We start from the raw sequence: 19,515 nt of genomic DNA, 5'->3' as shown, positions 1-19,515 counted from the left end.
CAAGTCGGGGATCTGGGAGGGGTGCAAGATCCCCGACTTCTTAGATCATTAGAGGTAGTCTGGGATAATTTAGTTTCAGAAGTCGGGGAGCTGTTGCGTACCTTTGCGTACCTTTGCGCCCACCTTTGCGCCCCTTTGCGTTTAACAACAGATATAATAAATACACCCGAATCCCAAGCATCCATGAAACGCCACCTCGCCATTATTACGTGTATATTCCTCCTACCCCTTCCCGTCCTAGGGGAAATCACCCACAGCAAAACCTCAAAACCCCCCATAGCAGATAAATGTCAACTGACAGCAGAAGAAAACCCAGAAAGCGGAGAATATTCCGACAGACAACTACAACAGCTTGTTAGACAAATCACAGTCAAAGTCAGGGGAGAACGTGACGTAGCATCGGGGACAATTTTAGCCAAAGCTAAAACAGGTAACTCTTACTTAGTGGTAACTAACTCCCATGTAGTCAAGAGAATTGACCCCAAAAGCCTGAATATTCAAACACCAGATGGTAAAACTCATCCAGTCAAACTACTTGATACTAACTTTGGTCAATTAGACCTAGCTATCTTAGAATTTACCTCAAATCAGCAATATTGCTTACCACGAGGAATTACTAACTCTGATATTTATATAGATACCCCAGTCATGGCGGGGGGATACCCCACTACAGAAAATAATATAGTATTTAGACCAGGAACAGTTAAAAAAATTATCTCCCAGCCAAGTTTACAAGAGGGTTATGAAATTGGCTACGACAGCGACATTGAGCAGGGGATGAGCGGGGGTGCTATCCTCAGCGCCTACGGGTATTTACTAGGAATTAATGGTATGAGTCAATACCCTATATTAAATCTAGGTTATGTCCGTGCTAATGGACAAGAACCGACAGCAGCAGAAATTCAAGAATGGCGTAAGTATAGTTGGGGAATCCCTGTGAGTGGGGTGTTAGCTCAGGTAAAACCAGAGGTGTTAGCTGCTTATGGTTTACCCCAACCCCGCACGGGTTATGTTGTCCCGGAAGCACCATTAACAGGGTGGTTAGGGGAATTAGAGGAAAAAGCTAAACAAATTACTGTCAGGATTGATAGTACTAGTCAAAGTAATGGTTCAGGTGTAATTATTGCTAGGGAAGGAAATAGTTACACAGTCCTGACTGCAGCCCATGTGGTGTGTGAGAAGATAGAAATAGAGGGAGGGGGAAAATGTCACCCCTATACTTACACCATTGTCACCGCAGATGGTCAAACACATCCGGTAGAACCTGGTAGTATTCAATATAATGAAGGGGTGGATTTAGCAGTAGTTAAGTTTAGGAGTAACCAAACTTATGCAGTTGCTACCTTAGCTAAATATCCGACCCAAGATAATCAATATATGTTAACAGCGGGGTATCCCAGACTGGGGACAAGTTCACCCTGGCGGTTGACATTAGGGCAAACTTGGAGTAGGGAAACGGGGTTATTAAGAACTACCCTGTCAAGTTCCCGAACTAACAACGACCCCGGAGCGCAATTATTACAAGCTTTGGGTCAAGCTGCGGGATCTGTAGACGGGGGATACGAATTAGTTTACAGGAGTATTACCCTGGGTGGGATGAGTGGGGGTCCGGTGTTGGATACCCAAGGGCGAGTAATTGGGATTCATGGGTTAGCGGAGGGAGTGACAAATATTGATGGCCGTCCGATACAGATAGGTAATAGTTTAGGGATTCCCATTAATACCTTTTTAGCTATAGCACCGAGATGGAACACCACACCGCAACGGGTGGAAGATACACGACCACGGGAGTTAACAGAGGGGGAAAAGAAATCTATTGAAAATACTATTCTCTCAATTCCAGTTCCCCAGGGGAATGCTGAGGCTCGTTTGTGGATTGAACGGGGGAATCAATTGTGGCGGTTAGGTCGCTATGATGAAGCGGTACAGGCTTTTGAGCGGGCGATCGCCCAAAAACCAGAGTTGATTCATTTGGCTTATTATGGTCAGGGTTTGGCTTTACGCGGGAGTAAACAATTCCAAGCAGCAGCAGCAGCGTTAGAATTGGCGGTAAAGGCTAACCCTAAATTTGTCCCAGCTTGGTATAATCTGAGTAGAGTTTATGGGGAACCTCTGAGTTTACTCTATGGGGTACAGCAACTGGATAGGGCGCTGGATGCTATCAATCAGGCGATTAAGCTTGAGCCTGGTAATCCTAATTTCTATAATCAGAAGTCTGTGGTGTTGTTAGATTTAAAGAGGTATGCAGAGGCTGAGTCGGCGATAAATCAGGCGATTAAACTCAGTCCCCGTCCTGCTTTTTACACCAATCGCGCTATTCTTTACCGTGACCAAGAAAAATGGGATTTAGCTCTGGCTGATTTAAATCAAGCTATTAGGATTGATCCTAATTATGCTAATGCTTACATCAATCGCGGTATTGTTTACCGTGACCAGAAAAAATGGGATTTAGCTCTGGCTGATCATAACAAAGCCATTGAACTTAATCCTAATAATGCTCTATCTTACATGTTGCGCGGTAGTGTTTACCATAACCAGCAGAAATGGGATTTAGCTTTGGCTGATTATAACAAAGCTATTGCAATTGATCCTAATGATGCTAATGCTTACATGGGTCGCGGTGGTTTTTACCTTAACCAGCAAAAATGGGATTTAGCAGTGGCTGATTATAACAAAGCCATTGAACTTAATCCTAATTATGCTTTCGCTTACATCGGTCGCGGTCTTGTTTACACTCTCCAGAAAAAATGGGATTTAGCTCTGGCTGATTTCAACCAGGCCATTGCGATTGATCCTAATGATGCTCTAGCTTACACCAGTCGCGGTATTGTTTACGCTGACCTACAAAAATGGGATTTAGCCCTGGCTGATTATAACAAAGCTATTGCAATTGATCGTAATTATGCTAATGCTTACATCAGTCGCGGTAATGTTTACCTTAACCAGCAAAAATGGGATTTAGCCCTGGCTGATTATAACAAAGCTATTGCAATTGATCGTAATTATGCTAATGCTTACATCAGTCGCGGTAATGTTTACCTTAACCAGCAAAAATGGGATTTAGCCCTAGCTGATTATAACAAAGCTATTGCAATTGATCCTAATTCTGCTCCAGGTTACCTCAGTCGCGGTTTTTTTTACCGTGAGTTGAAAGAATGGGATTTAGCTATAGCTGATTTGAACAAAGCCATTGAACTTACTCCTGATTTTCTTTTAGCTGACTTTCGTGTTTTAGCTTACACCGTACGCAGTGAGACTTACCGTCAGTTGAAAAAATGGGATTTAGCATTGGCTGATTCTAGCAAAGTCATTGAACTTAATCCTGATGATGCTCAAGCTTACTACAATCGCGGTGTTGTTTACCGTAACCTGCAAAAATGGGATTTAGCTGTGGCTGATTACACCCAAGCTATTGCGATTAATCCTAATTTAGCTCAAGCTTACGCCAGTCGCGGTATTGTTTACGCTGACCTGCAAAAATGGGATTTAGCTGTGGCTGATTACACCCAAGCTATTGCGATTAATCCTAATTTAGCTCAAGCTTACGCCAGTCGCGGTATTGTTTACTATAACCTAGGAGACATCAACAAAGCCAGGGAAAACTTCCAAAGAGCAGCGGAATTATTCCTCACTCAAGGTCGTACCGCTGAATATGAACAAGTAATTACGATTATTACGCTTTTAAACTCACTATAGCTGCAAGATCCCCGACTTCTTAGATCATTAGAGGTAGTCTGGGATAATTTAGTTTCAGAAGTCGGGGAGCTGTTGCGTAACTTTGCGCCCCTTTGCGTTGAACAACAGATATAATAAATACACCCGAATCCCAAGCATCCATGAAACGCCACCTCGCCATTATTACCTGTATATTCCTCCTACCCCTTCCCGTCCTAGGGGAAATCACCCACAGCAAAACCTCAAAACCCCCCATAGCAGATAAATGTCAACTGACAGCAGAAGAAAACCCAGAAAGCGGAGAATATTCCGACAGACAACTACAACAGCTTGTTAGACAAATCACAGTCAAAGTCAGGGGAGAACGTGACGTAGCATCGGGGACAATTTTAGCCAAAGCTCAAACAGGTAACTCTTACTTAGTGGTAACTAACTCCCATGTAGTCAAGAGAATTAACCCCAAAAACCTGAATATTCAAACACCAGATGGTAAAATTCATCCAGTTAAACTACTGGATACTAACTTTGGTCAATTAGACCTAGCCATCTTAGAATTTACCTCAAATCAGCAATATTGCTTACCACGAGGAATTACTAACTCTGATATTTATATAGATACCCCAGTCATGGCGGGGGGATACCCCACTACAGAGAATAATATAGTATTTAGACCAGGAACAGTTAAAAAAATTATCTCCCAACCAAGTTTACAAGAGGGTTATGAAATTGGCTACGACAGCGACATTGAGCAGGGGATGAGCGGGGGTGCTATCCTCAGCGCCTACGGGTATTTACTAGGAATTAATGGTATGAGTCAATACCCTATATTAAATCTAGGTTATGTCCGTGCTAATGGACAAGAACCGACAGCAGCAGAAATTCAAGAATGGCGTAAGTATAGTTGGGGAATCCCTGTGAGTGGGGTGTTAGCTCAGGTAAAACCAGAGGTGTTAGCTGCTTATGGTTTACCCCAACCCCGCACAGGTTATGTTGTCCCGGAAGCACCATTAACAGGGTGGTTAGGGAAGTTAGAGGAGCAAGCTAAACAAATTACTGTCAGGATTGATAGTAGTAGTCAAAGTAATGGTTCAGGTGTAATTATTGCTAGGGAAGGAAATAGTTACACAGTCCTGACTGCAGCCCATGTGGTGTGTGAGAAGATAGAAATAGAGGGAGGGGGAAAATGTCACCCCTATACTTACACCATTGTCACCGCAGATGGTCAAACACATCCGGTAGAACCTGGTAGTATTCAATATAATGAAGGGGTGGATTTAGCAGTAGTTAAGTTTAGGAGTAACCAAACTTATGCAGTTGCTACCTTAGCTAAATATCCGACCCAAGATAATCAATATATGTTAACAGCGGGGTATCCCAGACTGGGGACAAGTTCACCCTGGCGGTTGACATTAGGGCAAACTTGGAGTAGGGAAACGGGGTTATTAAGAACTACCCTGTCAAGTTCCCGAACTAACAACGACCCCGGAGCGCAATTATTACAAGCTTTGGGTCAAGCTGCGGGATCTGTAGACGGGGGATACGAATTAGTTTACAGGAGTATTACCCTGGGTGGGATGAGTGGGGGTCCGGTGTTGGATACCCAAGGGCAGTAATTGGGATTCATGGGTTAGCGGAGGGAGTGACAAATATTGATGGCCGTCCGATACAGATAGGTAATAGTTTAGGGATTCCCATTAATACCTTTTTAGCTATAGCACCGAGATGGAATACCACACCGCAACGGGTGGAAGATACACGACCACGGGAGTTAACAGAGGGGGAAAAGAAATCTATTGAAAATACTATTCTCTCAATTCCAGTTCCCCAGGGGAATGCTGAGGCTCGTTTGTGGATTGAACGGGGGAATCAATTGTGGCGGTTAGGTCGCTATGATGAAGCGGTACAGGCTTTTGAGCGGGCGATCGCCCAAAAACCAGCGTTTATTGATTTGGCTTATTATGGTCAGGGTTTGGCTTTACGCGGGAGTAAACAATTCAAAGCAGCAGCAGCAGCGTTAGAATTGGCGGTAAAGGCTAACCCTAAATTTGTCCCAGCTTGGTATAATCTGAGTAGAGTTTATGGGGAACCTCTGAGTTTACTCTATGGGGTACAGCAACTGGATAGGGCGCTGGATGCTATCAATCAGGCGATTAAGCTGGAACCTGGTAATCCTAATTGGTATCATCAGAAGTCATTTGTGTTGTTAGATTTAAAGAGGTATGCAGAGGCTGAGTTGGCGATCAATCAGGCGATTAAAATCAGTCCCCGTCCTGCTTTTTACACCAATCGCGGTATTCTTTACCATGACCAAGAAAAATGGGATTCAGCTCTGGCTGATTTCAATCAAGCTATTGCGATTGATCCTAATTATGCTTTAGGTTACATCCGGCGCGGTATTCTTTACAAGAACCAGTCAAAATGGGATTTGGCTTTGGCTGATTTCAACAAAGCCATTGTGATTAATCCTGATTATCCTCTAGCTTACATGAATCGCGGTAATTTTTACCTTGACCAGCAAAAATGGGATTTAGCTCTGGCTGATTTCAACCAGGCCATTGCGATTGATCCTAATGATGCTCTAGCTTACATAAATCGCGGTGTTTTTTACATTATCCTGCAAAAATGGGATTTAGCTCTGGCTGATTCCACCAAAGTCATTGAACTTAATCCTAATGATGCTCTAGCTTACACCGGTCGCGGTCTTGTTTACCTTATCCTGCGAAAATGGGATTTAGCCATAGCTGATTATAACAAAGCTATTGAACTTAATCCTAATTATGCTAATGCTTACCACAATCGCGGTAATGTTTACGCTGACCTACAAAAATGGGATTTAGCTGTGGCTGATTATAACAAAGCTATTGCAATTGATCGTAATTATGCTAATGCTTACATCAGTCGCGGTCATGTTTACACTCAACAGAAAAAATGGGATTTAGCCCTGGCTGATTTGAACAAAGCTATTGAACTTAATCCTAATGGTTCTTTCGCTTACAGCAGTCGTGGTAATTTTTACACTCAACAATCAAAATGGGATTTAGCCCTGGCTGATTATAACAAAGCTATTGAACTTAATCCTAATGATGCTAGTGCTTATACCTTTCGCGGTGGTGTTTACCGTAACCAGCAGAAATGGGATTTAGCTCTGGCTGATTATAACAAAGCTATTGAACTTAATCCTAATGATGCTAGTGCTTACACCTTTCGCGGTGGTGTTTACCGTAACCAGCAGAAATGGGATTTAGCTCTGGCTGATTATAACAAAGCTATTGAACTTAATCCTAATCATGCTTTTGCCTACACCAGTCGCGGTGGTGTTTACCTTAACCTGCAAAAATGGGATTTAGCCATAGCTGATTACACCAAAGTCATTGAACTTAATCCTAATGATGCTTTTGCCTACACCAGTCGCGGTATTCTTTACTTTGAACAATCAAAATGGGATTTAGCTCTGGCTGATTATAGCAAAGCTATTGAACTTAATCCTAATGATTCTGGTGCCTACACCAATCGCGGTGTTGTTTACCGTAACCAGGAAAAATGGGATTTAGCTCTGGCTGATTATAACAAAGTTATTGAACTTAATCCTAATGATGCTTTTGCCTACACCTTTCGCGGTAATGTTTACCGTAACCAGGAAAAATGGGATTTAGCTCTGGCTGATTATAACAAAGTTATTGAACTTAATCCTAATGATGCTTTTGCCTACACCTTTCGCGGTAATGTTTACCGTAACCAGGAAAAATGGGATTTAGCTCTGGCTGATTATAACAAAGTTATTGAACTTAATCCTAATGATGTTTTCGCTTACATTTGGCTCGGTATTGTTTACACTCAACAGTCAAAATGGGATTTAGCTGTGGCTGATTATAATAAAGCTATTGAACTTAATCCTAATTATGCTCTAGCTTACATCTTGCGCGGTCTTGTTTACGCTCAACAGCAGAAATGGGATTTAGCTCTGGCTGATTATAATAAAGCCATTGCGATTAATCCTGATTTAGCTCTAGCTTACAACAATCGCGGTCTTGTTTACGCTGACCAGCAAAAATGGGATTTAGCTGTTGCTGATTATAATAAAGTCATTGAACTTAATCCTGATGATGCTAGTGCTTACCTCAATCGCGGTTTTGTTTACATTCAACAGTCAAAATGGGATTTAGCTCTGGCTGATTATAACAAAGCTATTGCGATTAATCCTAATAATGCTTTTGCTTACAACAATCGCGGTAATGTTTACCGTAACCAGCAGAAATGGGATTTAGCTCTGGCTGATTATAACAAAGCTATTGAACTTAATCCTAATTATGCTGATGCTTACACCAATCGCGGTTTTGTTTACCACTCACAACAAGACTATACAGCAGCTTTAGCGGAATACAATCAAGCCTTGAGCAAAGATAAAAACAACTTACCAGCCATTAATAACATAGGCTTCATTAAATATGAACAGGGAGATAAAACCACCGCTATTAAACAATGGGAAGAAGCAATACAACTTAACAATAAATTTGCAGAACCTATACTAGCCTTAGCTGTGGCTTTATATACCCAAGGACAACAAGAAAAAGCCTATGAGTTAGCCGCAACAGCTTTAAACCTAGACAAAACCTTTGCTGATGTGGAAGTTTTGAGAAAGAATCTTTGGGGGGATAAAATTATCAGCGATGCTCAGAAGTTGTTATCTACCCCCACAATCAAAAATCTGTTATCCCAAATCAAGGAATAGTCCATGGTTATTGTGCATCTGTGGGAGGGGTGCAAGATCCCGACTTCTCTCCCAAATATTCAATAACTCCCTAGGTTATGGAAGAAGTCGGGGATCTGTGGGGGATCTGTGGGGCGATAGCGAAGCGCTGCTGCAAGCAGATCGCCACCCAGAGGAACCGGGGGTTAGAAACCCCGGTCTGAAAGCTAAAGTCAGATAAATCTGACTAGAAAATCATGTGTTTGATTATCTTGAGCTACAAGTCGGGTATCTGTGGGGCGATCGCTACCCAGAGGAACCGGGGGTTAGAAACCCCGGTCTGAAAGCTAAAGTCAGATAAATCTGACTAGAAAATCATGTGTTTGATTATCTTGAGACTAGTTAAAGGCGATAGCGAAGCGCTGCTGCAAGCAGATCGCTCTGACGGTATCTGGGAGGGGTGCAAGATCCCCGACTTGTCTCCCAAATATTCAATAAGTCCCTAGGTTATGGAAGAAGTCGGGGATCTGTGGGAGGGGTGCAAGATCCCCATTTCTTAGATCATTAGAGATAGTCTGGGATAACTTAGCTAGAAGTCGGGGATCTGTGGGGTATAATTTAGCCAAACCCATTAAAAAATATATGAATTCAACCCCAACTAATCATAGTCACCAGGAAACCATCAACCCAGACCTTACACCTTTAGAATCTTGGGCTTTTGTTGTTCATGACAATAACGTTACCATTGGAGGGCATACTTTTTTATGTATTGATGGTCAACACCTGAAGGACTACAAAAACAAGGGCGTATCTACTAGCAAGATTGTTGATGGTAGACTAGTGTTACAAGTCCTCAAAGGACCTGATGAGAAAAGGGCTAGAACCTTACTCTCTGTAGTCGGTGAACTCACCCCAGAAAACAAGGTAATTAAACTGGATAGACCTAAGAAAATGGTGGAAGTGCATGACCCTGTAAGTTATGCTGCTTACTTACAAGCTAACCCCCAAGAGTTTACCAATGTAGTCCGTATGATTACCGGCTTTATCATCCACACAAATCTAGAATAAAATAGATACATTCACAACTTCTGGAGTTTTTACCGTGGGCTTATTTGATGATTTGAGTCGGTTTCTAGAAGACCGTTTAGAAGAATTCTTGCGTAATAATCCCCATCTGGAATTAGAAGCGCTGTTAGAACAGTTGCGACAGCAAGAAGAAGATACTTTAAAACTGATTGCAGATTTAAAATTACAAGAAAAGCGATCGCAAGATCAAATCCTATCCACCGCCCAAGAAATTCAGCGTTGGCACATCCGGGTACAAAAAGCCCAAAATGCAGGTAGACCGGATTTAGCCGCAGCAGCACAAGCAAGGGAAGCCGCCCTATTACGGGAAGGTAACCAGCGCTGGGGACAAATGCAGGGGTTAAAAGAACGCATCACCCAATCTCAAGAACTACTGCGGAAAATTCAAGCCCGCCGTCAGGAGGTACAAGCCAAAGCCACAGAAGCCCGAACAGCCCGCGATCAAAGCCAGCAGCATTTAAAAAACGACGGCTGGTGGAATTATACTAGTAATTATACCACAGGATTCGACGATTTAGAAGAAAAGTTTCGCCGTTGGGAAATTGAAGACGAGTTAAAAACAATGAAAGATAATTTAAAAAATCCATAATTATCAGCGGTTGGGGATAGAACCTTGCCAAGTAATTGTTTGCTTTGTAGAATGTTACCCTAAGAAGCTTCTTATTAAAACCTTGAGCAATCACGGTATACCTCGCTGGTATCACTACGTGATGACGTTTTTTTCTAAATTTCATCTCATCGAATCATAAAAAAGTGGTTCTGTAGATCACAAAACCACAAAATCACAAAAATTTCCCAAACAAAAATTAATTATCTCACCTAACGAACTGCACCATGGGTAGAAACAGTATCAATAGGTTTCATTAAGTACAAACGCAAAAACTGCCACCCATGAGAGATATAAATGGGCAGTTTTTGGAAGAATTGTAAGAATTTGGGCGTTTTAGAGTTAGCGATCGCAGTTAATTTTTCATTATTCTGGATACACACATCTAAACGCTGATAAAATTCTGGGTTATCTACATCCAGCATCAGGGGGAAGACTCGACCCGCATTTTCATTAGTCTTTTTAATCACATAGATGTCGTATTCTCTGGCATCCAGACCAATAGAGGCATAAAAGTCTTTACGCTGAATGTCATTCAGATACATAGTAGCAAATACTGACAACAAGAAAAAGCGGCTCCACAGTTTGGCTTTCCAGTCGTTCAACATTTGCGGCTGGGATCTCATAATAGCGTCAAAGAAATCCCCATGACGGTTTTCATCTTGACACCAGTTTTCAAAGAACCGGAAGATTGGGTAGATTCTATCTTCAGGATTTGCTTCTAAATGACGATAAATAGTGATATAACGCCAATAACCAATTTTTTCTGAAAGATAAGTAGCGTAGAATATGAATTTTGGCTTAAAAAAGGTATAAGCGCGGCTCTTAGTCAAAAAGCCCAAATCTAGGGACAGATTGAAGTCTGACATAGCTTTGTTCAAAAACCCTGCATGACGAGCTTCATCTCGCGACATGAGGTTAAAACACTCAGCTAATACGGGGCTTTTTCCCTTTAAACGGCGACCCAGTTCTTTGTACAGTAAAAATCCCGAAAATTCTGCTGTACAAGAACGTTCTAGGAATTCCACGAATAATCGGCGAGTTTCCCCGTCAATATGCTCCCAGGACTGCTCAAACTCTCCATCTCTCACGAAGTGATGGCGGTTGTAGTCAGCACGGAACTCTTCTAGGATGGCTTGTAACTCGTCTTCATTAACCGAGATGTCCATCTTAGCCATCTCATCAAAGTCGGTGGTGTAAAAACGGGGTGTTAATAGGGTTTCTTTAGCCGGGACTTTTACCCCTGGACGGATTTCTTCAAAGCCTGGTTTTTTGAGGGAATCTACCATGTTTTAATTGCTCTTTTGTCTTTAGGATCTTGATTACAAAGCCTATACCAATTTTTTGGTGAAAGTGAGAATACATCTGGGTGTCCAGACGATTATATCTGTTACACAGTCTGAGTCAATTGGTATCGGGGTCATGCTCTCGCAAGGCGCAGGAGACCAGAATAGTTTATTTGTATAAAGTTCAGTCTACCAATATGCAGCCTAAAATTTAGTATATAAAAAGTTAAGAGTTGCAACAATATTTGCTGCTGGGGGGAACTAATCATCAGCAATTGGTGGTCAAATCAATTAATATTCTCTATCCTGGTGAATGAGTTTGTTAGACTGTTGTGAGGATAGCACACAGATATGATCATTAGACAAATCTCTGTAATTCAATTAATGCTAGTTATTTGTATTACATTATAGTTAAGTATTAATATTTAATGTATCCCCTGTATATCAATGGTTGGATTGAATCAGACCCTGAAATTACCCCGGCTAACCTGGAAGTAAATCAACATCAAATCTCATCTCAAGGGTGGAAAATAAGATGAATCCTGAAAAAAATCAGCATAATGACCGTCTTCTTGTCTCTTATATCTTGAGTGCAGCCTTGGTTTTTGGCTTAGGAGGATTGCATCGTTTATACAACGGTAAAATCGGAACCGGTCTGTTGTGGCTGTTTACTGGGGGTGTATTTGGTGTAGGGCAATTTGTAGATTTGTTCCTCATCCCCAATATGGTTAATGACTATGAACAGAATCTCAGAGCTAAAGCGGGTTTATCTCCCCTGGGTGTACCTATGAATCAACAGGCGATCGCCTCTCAAGTCCATCACCCCACTGGTGAGCAATTAATGATTGCACTGCTTCACGCCGCAGAAGCTAAGGGTGGTACTTTGACCGTTACTCAAGGCGTAAGTGCTACAGGTGCAGGCTTTGCAGAAGTAGAAGCTACCCTGAAGGAAATGTTAACATCAGGCTATGTCAGAATAGGTAACAACCCCACTACTGGAGTTGTCACCTACTACTTTGACGAGCTCAACTAATTTCTACCTAGCCACTTTTGACCGTTTAAACGCTGCACTAAACCAAATACCAAAAGGTCTAATGTAATTTTGCGCTCATCAATTAGGAATGACTCCAGTGTGCTGGGTTTTTTACCTTCGTTACAGGAAAATCCCTTTTTGCCAGTGATGCTTTCCTCTGGGAAGTATACATTAAACTGACGCTGGCCATTTTGCCAACTACCGATAACTTGCCAACACTCTTCGGCTGACTGAAACCCCGCGACGGGAAGTTTCTGTTTAGCAAAGGACAGCTGTAAGTCCTGTACACCTTGCTCGGCGATCGCTTTTTGCAAAGTTGGTAAGTAGTGCTGCTCCATAAACTCCACAAATGGCTTATCTTCCACAGCTGGGGGTTTTTCCTTTTTCGCTGCCGCAGCGGGTTTTGCGGCTTTGGGGGCTACTTCTCCGCCTTGATTTTGATTCTTTTCTTCTGCCATTGCTCTGGTCAATCCTTTGTTTAGCTTGGGGAGCGATCGCTCGGTTTTTCGTGGTCGGTTAACTTCATTTTGACATAGGACAGCCAGGCGATCGCTGTCAACTCAACCTGCTATGCACCCCCAATGACTAGTCACTAGCTAATCAACCACCAGCTACCGCTGGGACAATACTTACCTCATCCCCATCTTTCAGGGGTGTATTTATCCCATCTAAAAACCGGATATCTTCACTATTAACATAGAAATTGAGGAACCGTCGCGCCTGTCCTTTCTCATCGCACAACCGGGATTTTATCCCTGGACAGTTTTCTTCTAGAGAATCGAACAGCTCGGACACATTACTACCAGTGCAAGTCAGGGTAGCTTGGTTATTAGTAAATTTTTGTAGGGCTGTGGGAACTAAAACTGTAACAGCCATAGAACTAAAAATTTCCGAGTGAATAATAAAGTTAAGAGTGTAGCTAGGAATTGAAAGTGAGAAAAAACCCTTAACTCACAACTTCTAACTAAACTAGAACTTGTTGCCATTCCAAGCGGTCAAGTGTACGAGAGCGCTCTAAGGCACGTTCAAAACTATCAAGTTTGGCATCAATTGTCAAAGGTTCACCGACGTAACCTTGAACTGCTTCTTGGGTTTTTAATCCATTACCGGTAATGTAAACCACAGTAGTTTCATCTGGGTCAATCTTGCCAGCTTCGACTAATTTTTTCAGCACAGCCACGGTTGTTCCGCCTGCTGTTTCTGTGAAAATACCTTCAGTTTCTGCTAATAGCTTGATGCCTTCAATAATTTCTGCATCATTAACCGATTCTATATTACCGCCAGTCTTTTGGGCAATTTCTACAGCATAAATCCCATCTGCTGGGTTACCAATGGCGATGGATTTAGCAATCGTATTCGGTTTTACCGGTTTAATAAAGTCGCGACCTTCTTTGAAGGCTTCGGCGATGGGTGAGCAACCTTCCGCTTGAGCGCCACTAAAGCGGACATTCTTACCTTCTACTAAACCGACCTCTACGAACTCTTGGAAACCTTTATAAATTTTTGTAAACAAAGAACCAGAAGCTAGGGGCGCAACAATGTGATCTGGTAGTTCCCAGCCTAATTGTTCTGCTACTTCAAAGCCGAGAGTCTTGGAACCTTCAGAATAGTAAGGACGTAAATTGATATTGACAAAACCCCAACCGTGTGTATTGGCAACTTCCGAGCAGAGACGATTTACCTGATCGTAGTTCCCCTTAACTGCCATCAATGTAGGACTGTAGATTAAGCTACCTAGGACTTTACCAGCTTCTAAATCGGCAGGGATGAATACACAACAATCTAAACCAGCATAAGCAGCGATCGCAGCTGTAGAATTTGCCAAGTTACCAGTGCTAGCACAGGACACAGTACTAAAACCCAATTCCCGCGCCCGGTTCAGAGCCACCGACACCACCCGATCCTTAAAGCTCAGGGTGGGCATATTTACAGCATCATTTTTAATATAAAGTTTATTCAGACCCAGGCGACGAGCCAACCTGTGGGAACGTACCAGGGGAGTCATACCTGTTCCCACATCTATAACATTGTCAGTTGCGACAGGCAAAAAGGGACGGTAGCGCCAAATAGAGTTAGGTCCAGCAGCGATTTTTTCACGGGTCACACTCAGCCGCAACTCACTGTAGTCATACTTAACTTCCAGTGGACCAAAGCATAACTCACAAACATGACTGGCTTTAAGTTCGTATTCCGCACCACATTCTTTACACTTTAAAGCTTTTAAAGTCGAGGTTGTTGATTGGGTATCTTTGGTGATTGCCTGAGTCATAAATGAAGCCTTCCCTGTTTTGTCAGTCAACTGTGAGTTGATGCTAACACGACACAAAATACCCGTCAAACATACCCGATAAAAATAGTCGGGTATAATGGTGTAATTTAAATCACAGTATTTTTTAACAGGGAAAAAATCCCTGAGATAGAGCCGTAAATCAGGAATGACACCCCATTAGTCAGAGGAGAAAGAATTGCTCACTGATTAGGATGGACTAAAGGACATAAAAAGCCTTGAAATCCAATAGAGTCGGGACTTGTGCCCTAAATCCCCACCCTTGCCAAATCAAGGCACTTGACAGGAGCCATCAATATGACAATCACAGGACTGGATATCTTTGATACGACAGTTCAAACTACAATTCCTTGGGTCAATGACCTGTGTAATAAACTAGGCTGGGAAAGTAAACACCAGGTCTTTCAAGCCTTGCGTTCCACATTGCACGCTCTGCGCGATCGCCTAACTGTACCAGAAGCAGCACATTTAGGAGCGCAGTTACCCATCCTCCTAGGGGGGTTTTATTACGAAAACTGGCGACCCGGAGCCACCCCCACCAAAGAAAGGAATAAAGAAGCATTTTTACAGCATATCCGTGATGACTTCCGCAGAACCGAACCAGACATAGATGCAGAAAGTGTAGTCCGTGCCGTATTCCAGCTACTAGCTGAACGGATCACCAGAGGCGAAATTGACGATGTGATTAATATGATGTCCCCAGCATTACGAGAACTCTGGCCTGAAGAAGTCCGAGTTTAATTGATTTACCAAAGAATTATTATACAAATTCAACGAGGGACACAATGGAATATGAACAATTTCTCGATGCTGCGGGTAAACTCTCCTTCATCCCAGATAGAGAAACAGCTGATGCAGCCGTCAAAGCAGTTCTGGGAATTTTAGCCAGCAAACTAGACGAAGAACAAGCACACCAACTCACCGACAACCTTCCTGAGCCTCTTAACTATCAAAGACTACACTCCCACCAAGTCAGAAAGCTGCCTATTTCCGCTGATGAGTATATTGCTGTGATTTGCGAACAATTCAAATTAGATGATATTCAAGCTAGTGAGCTAATTCAGGAAACTTTGCGAGTCACCAAAGAAGCTGTCAAAGACAAAATCCAGGAATTAACATCCCGCCTACCTGCTGACTGGAGCGCCTTAATTGAAGCCGCTTAGGAATACTGCATAAAATACACAACCTCACTCCCAAGACTCTAATCACAGGTAAACAGGGGTGAGGTAAAAAACTTTTCTTCACCTACCCTCAACTCCCACAAGTGTAAAACCTTAGCGCCATGAGATAGGGGTTTTAACCTCCGGCTCCTTTCTGGGCTGAAATATCCAGCAAAAAACTCTGGATTGTCAATATGATAATTTTGTGACTATATATACAATATATTCTACTTATATGAGATATAGATATTAATTGTAAAAATATTGTGATATATGCATCCTGCCCCCACTGGGGTAACTCAATCAAATCAAATATCCTGTATAATATATAGGCTGTTTCTCTAAGTAGAAATGGGCATAAATAATATTAATGATTAACTAATTTCCTACTACCATGACCACAGTTAGTGAATATTTATTTCATCGATTACACAGCCTCGGTGTTCAACATATATTTGGCGTGCCAGGAGATTATGTTTTAGACTTGATGGATGTTTTAACCCAAACTCCTATAAATTTAATTTGTAACTGTAATGAACTCAATGCCGGTTATGCAGCAGATGCCTACGCACGGGTTAAAGGTTTAGGTGCTGTTTGTATTACCTACGGTGTGGGTGGCTTTAGCTTAGTTAATGCGGTAGTTGGCGCTTATGCGGAAAGGGTTCCTCTGGTAGTCATTAGTGGTGCGCCTAACAGTTCGGTGAAGAAAACTAACTTGCTTCTACACCACACCACGGGAGACTATAACCTGCAACTGTCCATTATGGAAAAAATCACAGTTGCTGCTGTCAGTCTGACTATAGCCAGTCAAGCCGCAAATCAAATTGACCAAGCTCTGGCGGCTTGTCTCCACTACAAACGACCTGTTTATATTGAAATTCCCCTGGATTTAGTACATCAACCTTGCCATGTTCCCCAGGGTAAGCTCTATTCTTCATTGAAGTTAACAACCCCAGAAACATTACCAGAAGCTTTAGAAGAAGCCGTAGAAGAAGCAGTAGAATTATTGAACAAAGCACACCACCCCGTAATTTTAGCCGGTGTGGAGTTTCATAGATTTAATCTGGAAAAGCAACTGTTGCAACTTTTAGCAACTACTGGTTACCCGGTAGCTACAACCATGCTGGGTAAATCTTGCATTTCTGAGATGCACCCCCAATTTATTGGCAATTATGTAGGTGCTTTGAGTCGAGATAATGTGCGTCAACGCATCGAAACCGCTGACTGTGTATTGTGTCTGGGTGCAATTATGTCTGATATGAATTTGGGCATATATACAGCTGACCTGATGTCCACAAGTTAATTAATGCTAACTCAGAGAAGGTCAAGATTAAGCATCATTTTTACCAACCTGTTTATCTGGGAGATTTCATTGATGGTTTAATTAACAAGCTACACAAAAAAGATGCTCAAACTTTAGACTTTACCCCTGCTGCGGATGTCATCGCCACCAGTTTTACACCCCAACCTGAAAACAAACTGACTAATGGGCGGTTTTATGAACGCATCAACCATTTTCTAGAAGATGCTTGTATTGTTATTTCTGATACTGGAGATGCAATTATCTCTACAATGGATTTATTAATGCCTGAAGAGACAGATTTTATTGGCCAAGCCTTTTATTTATCGATTGGTTATTCTATCCCTGCTTGTTTGGGTGCCGCTATGGCCGATCGCGATCGCCGCCCAATAGTTTTTGTGGGAGATGGAGCTTTTCAAATGACTGCTCAAGAACTATCCACCATTATCCGCCATCGGCTGAACCCGATTATTTTCCTCATTAATAATGATGGTTATACCATTGAGCGCGTCATTAAAGATGGCCTTTATAATGATATCCAACCATGGAAGTATCATCAAATACCACAAATATTTGGCGAAAGTTGGAGTTGTGAAGTGTCTACAGAAGGAGAATTAGAGATAGCTTTAGCTCAAGCCAAGGTGAATACCGAATGTGTTTCTTTAATTGAAATTCACCTAGACAGGTTTGATTGTTCCCCAGGACTAATGCGGCTAGGTGAAGCTATGAGTAAAAAATGATAAATGTCACTCTGTCATAACAGTGTAATTACTGAATTATCTGCCATAAATCCACATAGGGGATTAAAAACAGAGCTGCTCTAATTTTTGGAAGTCTTGTTGGACTTCCCGCCAGAGAGTCTGATTATTATGATCTGTATTCAGAGCTTTTTTGAGATAAATTCTCGCTTTTAACAATTGATTTTGGGACATTAAAACCCGTCCCCAGATTTGATAAGCGACGGCTTGCCATTGGCGAACTTCTTTATCTGTGGGTAACCGTGCTGCTAAAGCTTCCACTAGGGCGATCGCTTGGGAAAATCTTTTTTCCTTGAGAAATCGTTGCAGCTGCTCATAAGTCTTCCACTTCAGGCGCTGTTCTATTTCGGCAATATTAGGCGGCTTTGCTCTTGGGGGCTTTTCTAATCTAACGCTTGTGGTGGGCGGTTTTTGGGCAGGTCTGGATTTGATATGATTACGCCCGGACTCAGAAGAATTACTTGACGGTGGGGAGATATCCTCAGCAGGAACTACCGTTAAGAGGAACTTGTAAGCTTCTGTTAAGGCAATAAACTTATCTTTAGTTTTGATGTCATTGGGATTAACATCGGGATGATATTGCTGTGCCAATCGTCTGTAAGACGCTTTGATGTCAGCCAAAGAGGCTCCTGACTTTAAACCCAAGAAATTGTAGCAATTTTCAAGATCCATCGTGATCTATCAGCTATTAGCTTCCAATCTTAAAATTCTCACTATAGCATTTCCCATGATCGTGAGGTACATTTTTTTTAGTTTGAGGGAACAGGGAATTGGTGTGTACTTCATGAGCCTGAAAAAGGCTATATAAACACTAATTATAGATTTATTAGTTCATATTGGGCTGTTTTCCCGGAATTTTAACCCCTGGAGTTAACCCCAGGGTCTTTAGTCATCACGAGCCGTAAAATTAGCATGAGTGCCTCCATGTATCCTAAACTGAGTTAAAGATTAAGGTGTGAGTCTCATAGCTCCCCCAAACCCCCTGACAAAGATAAAAACCAGAAATCAGGCTTGTCTGATTTTTTCCCCCGACTACAGGAATCTTAACAAATGTGGAAAAGAATTGTATTTATTTTGCTATTAGTTTTGAGTATCAGCCTCAGTAATCCTGGTGTAGCTGCCGCAGCCGGACTGAAAAGTTTTGTAGACTCTTATGATGGTTATGAGTTTTTATACCCTAATGGCTGGTTACAAGTTAAAGTTGACAATGGCCCTGATGTAGTGTTCCACGATTTGATAGAAATATCTGAAAATGTTTCTGTAGTTATTAGCCCGGTTCCTGATGATCAAGATTTGACCGAACTGGGAACACCCACAGAAATAGGATACAAATTAGGAAAAGCGGTTCTTGCTCCCCCAGAGTCTGGTCGTTCGGCGGAATTAGTCAACGCTTTGCAACGAGAATCTAATGGGAAAACATACTATATTCTAGAGTATGAGGTAAAACTTCCTAATCTGGAAGACAGACATAATGTCGCCAGTGTTGCTGTCAGCCGTGGTAAATTGTTTACCTTTAATGCATCAATTCCCGAAAGGCGTTGGCAGAGGGTTAAAGGCTTGATGGCAAATGTTGTAAATTCTTTCTCGGTGTATTAACAAGGTAATTTCTCCCCTGGACTAAATACAACTGACTATA

Annotated in this window: 16 protein-coding genes; 11 read left to right on the top strand and 5 right to left on the bottom strand. The window is 42.1% G+C overall.

All coding sequences use genetic code 11. From position 1 onward, the window contains the following. Nucleotides 1-183 precede the first annotated feature (183 nt). The 5 genes from AC6IZ0_RS02640 to AC6IZ0_RS02620 all read left to right on the top strand — a co-directional run bounded on the left by AC6IZ0_RS02640 (nt 184) and on the right by AC6IZ0_RS02620 (nt 10,037). A complete protein-coding gene (locus AC6IZ0_RS02640; protein ID WP_497724967.1) occupies nt 184-3,696 on the top strand; it encodes a tetratricopeptide repeat protein in 3,513 nt (1,170 codons plus the stop codon). A gap of 140 nt (nt 3,697-3,836) precedes the next feature. Further along, nucleotides 3,837-5,288, top strand: a complete 1,452-nt coding sequence (locus AC6IZ0_RS02635; RefSeq protein ID WP_497724966.1) for a S1 family peptidase — start codon at nt 3,837-3,839, stop codon at nt 5,286-5,288. Between the two features lie 26 nt (nt 5,289-5,314). After that, complete coding sequence (locus AC6IZ0_RS02630; RefSeq protein ID WP_497724964.1) at nt 5,315-8,404, top strand: tetratricopeptide repeat protein; 3,090 nt, start codon at nt 5,315-5,317, stop codon at nt 8,402-8,404. Between the two features lie 600 nt (nt 8,405-9,004). Further along, nucleotides 9,005-9,430 carry a hypothetical protein gene (locus tag AC6IZ0_RS02625; protein ID WP_271731171.1) on the top strand — a complete coding sequence of 142 codons (426 nt, stop codon included), beginning with the start codon at nt 9,005-9,007 and terminating at the stop codon, nt 9,428-9,430. Between the two features lie 34 nt (nt 9,431-9,464). Next, nucleotides 9,465-10,037 (top strand): TIGR04376 family protein, encoded by a 573-nt coding sequence (locus AC6IZ0_RS02620; protein ID WP_497724963.1) that lies wholly within the window; start codon nt 9,465-9,467, stop codon nt 10,035-10,037. Between the two features lie 230 nt (nt 10,038-10,267). Here the strand turns inward: AC6IZ0_RS02620 and acsF are convergent, their stop codons facing one another. Next, nucleotides 10,268-11,344 (bottom strand): magnesium-protoporphyrin IX monomethyl ester (oxidative) cyclase, encoded by a 1,077-nt coding sequence (gene acsF, locus AC6IZ0_RS02615; protein WP_497724962.1) that lies wholly within the window; start codon nt 11,342-11,344, stop codon nt 10,268-10,270. A gap of 532 nt (nt 11,345-11,876) precedes the next feature. Between acsF and AC6IZ0_RS02610 the strand changes: the two genes are divergently transcribed. Further along, a complete protein-coding gene (locus AC6IZ0_RS02610; protein ID WP_497724960.1) occupies nt 11,877-12,374 on the top strand; it encodes a TM2 domain-containing protein in 498 nt (165 codons plus the stop codon). On the opposite strand, the gene AC6IZ0_RS02605 is transcribed toward AC6IZ0_RS02610, so the two are convergent. The 3 genes from AC6IZ0_RS02605 to thrC form a co-directional block, all read right to left on the bottom strand. Then, nucleotides 12,371-12,919: a DUF2996 domain-containing protein gene (locus tag AC6IZ0_RS02605; RefSeq protein WP_497725981.1), complete on the bottom strand. Its 549-nt coding sequence runs from the start codon at nt 12,917-12,919 to the stop codon at nt 12,371-12,373. The two genes, AC6IZ0_RS02610 and AC6IZ0_RS02605, sit on opposite strands and share 4 nt — an antisense overlap. Before the next feature lie 55 nt (nt 12,920-12,974). After that, nucleotides 12,975-13,250 (bottom strand): MoaD/ThiS family protein, encoded by a 276-nt coding sequence (locus AC6IZ0_RS02600; protein ID WP_271731166.1) that lies wholly within the window; start codon nt 13,248-13,250, stop codon nt 12,975-12,977. An 88-nt stretch (nt 13,251-13,338) separates the two neighbouring features. Next, a complete protein-coding gene (thrC, locus tag AC6IZ0_RS02595; protein ID WP_497724958.1) occupies nt 13,339-14,643 on the bottom strand; it encodes a threonine synthase in 1,305 nt (434 codons plus the stop codon). A 315-nt stretch (nt 14,644-14,958) separates the two neighbouring features. On the opposite strand from thrC, the gene AC6IZ0_RS02590 reads away from it, so the two are divergent. The 4 genes from AC6IZ0_RS02590 (at nt 14,959) to AC6IZ0_RS02575 (ending at nt 17,861) form a co-directional block, all read left to right on the top strand. Then, nucleotides 14,959-15,402, top strand: coding sequence for a DUF2267 domain-containing protein (locus AC6IZ0_RS02590; protein ID WP_497724957.1), 444 nt, complete (start codon nt 14,959-14,961; stop codon nt 15,400-15,402). A gap of 44 nt (nt 15,403-15,446) precedes the next feature. After that, nucleotides 15,447-15,824, top strand: a complete 378-nt coding sequence (locus AC6IZ0_RS02585) for a DUF2267 domain-containing protein (protein ID WP_271731163.1) — start codon at nt 15,447-15,449, stop codon at nt 15,822-15,824. 391 nt (nt 15,825-16,215) lie between these two features. Beyond that, complete coding sequence (locus AC6IZ0_RS02580) at nt 16,216-17,124, top strand: thiamine pyrophosphate-binding protein (protein ID WP_497724955.1); 909 nt, start codon at nt 16,216-16,218, stop codon at nt 17,122-17,124. 281 nt (nt 17,125-17,405) lie between these two features. Then, nucleotides 17,406-17,861 (top strand): thiamine pyrophosphate-dependent enzyme, encoded by a 456-nt coding sequence (locus AC6IZ0_RS02575; RefSeq protein ID WP_497724953.1) that lies wholly within the window; start codon nt 17,406-17,408, stop codon nt 17,859-17,861. A gap of 63 nt (nt 17,862-17,924) precedes the next feature. Here the strand turns inward: AC6IZ0_RS02575 and AC6IZ0_RS02570 are convergent, their stop codons facing one another. Next, a complete protein-coding gene (locus AC6IZ0_RS02570; protein WP_497724951.1) occupies nt 17,925-18,551 on the bottom strand; it encodes a J domain-containing protein in 627 nt (208 codons plus the stop codon). Between the two features lie 378 nt (nt 18,552-18,929). On the opposite strand from AC6IZ0_RS02570, the gene psbP reads away from it, so the two are divergent. Further along, nucleotides 18,930-19,475, top strand: a complete 546-nt coding sequence (gene psbP / locus AC6IZ0_RS02565; protein ID WP_271731158.1) for a photosystem II reaction center PsbP — start codon at nt 18,930-18,932, stop codon at nt 19,473-19,475. The last annotated feature ends 40 nt before the right edge of the window (nt 19,476-19,515 follow it).

This window comes from Anabaenopsis sp. NIES-4685 (assembly GCF_059725405.1).
The sequence above is the reverse complement of the archived record's forward strand: the minus strand, read 5'-3'. Positions and strand labels throughout refer to the sequence as shown.